Source organism: Pseudomonas avellanae BPIC 631, assembly GCF_000444135.1.
Classification (GTDB): Bacteria; Pseudomonadota; Gammaproteobacteria; order Pseudomonadales; family Pseudomonadaceae; genus Aquipseudomonas; species Aquipseudomonas avellanae.
In genome coordinates this window covers 1-875 of the sequence record NZ_ATDK01000478.1, presented here as the reverse complement: position 1 = coordinate 875, position 875 = coordinate 1, and the positions used below count along the sequence as shown (strand labels likewise).

Here is an 875-nt window from a genome sequence, read left to right as displayed (position 1 = left end):
CTGCTGCTAAGCTTATCCACAATTGCTGGGACAGAAATCAGCAATCCGTCCTGGGTCAATTTTCAATCGGCAGGGTGGGTCAGTTTTCAATCAGCGCCAACAGTCTGATGCATTTACTGGGTTTTCGCTTTGCACCGCGCATCCGCGACCTAGGCGATACCAAGCTGTTCGTGCCCCAAGGAAATATCGATTATGACGCGATTAAGTCAATGATTAGTAAAGAAAAACTGGATATCAAGGCCATTCGGACGCACTGGGATGAAATTCTGAGGCTGGCCACCTCGATCAAACAAGGTACCGTGACTGCCTCGCTGATGTTGCGCAAGCTGGGTAGTTATCCTCGGCAGAACGGCTTAGCCGTTGCCCTTCGCGAAATCGGTCGCATCGAACGCACGCTGTTCATTTTGGACTGGCTACAAAGTGCCGAGCTGCGCCGTCGTGTGAATGCAGGACTGAACAAGGGCGAAGCGCGCAATGCGCTGGCCAGGGCTGTCTTCTTTAACCGGCTGGGCGAAATCCGAGACCGTAGCTTCGAACAGCAACGCTACCGTGCCAGCGGCCTCAACTTGGTGACTGCTGCAATAGTGCTGTGGAACACGGTTTACCTGGAGCGGTCCGCAAACGCATTACGCGGACATAGCACCGCTGTCGATGAATCGCTGCTGCAGTACCTGTCGCCGCTGGGCTGGGAGCACATCAACCTAACTGGTGATTACCTGTGGCGCAGCACCGTCAAGGTTGGTGGAGGAAGATTCCGGCCATTACGACGACTGAAATCAGCTTAACGTACTTTAAAATCCGTTTTCTGAGGCGACCCCTGTGTGGCGCACGGATGGTATACACGGCGGCAATCAGCGGGCTGACGGTGCAGGGAC

General features: G+C 54.5%; 1 protein-coding gene. It reads left to right on the top strand.

Features of this window, described 5'->3' with window-relative positions:
- Positions 1-785 (top strand): Tn3 family transposase (locus DW49_RS0124105; RefSeq protein WP_241478699.1); only part of this gene is annotated, 785 nt, incomplete at its 5' end.
- Between the last annotated feature and the right edge of the window lie 90 nt (positions 786-875).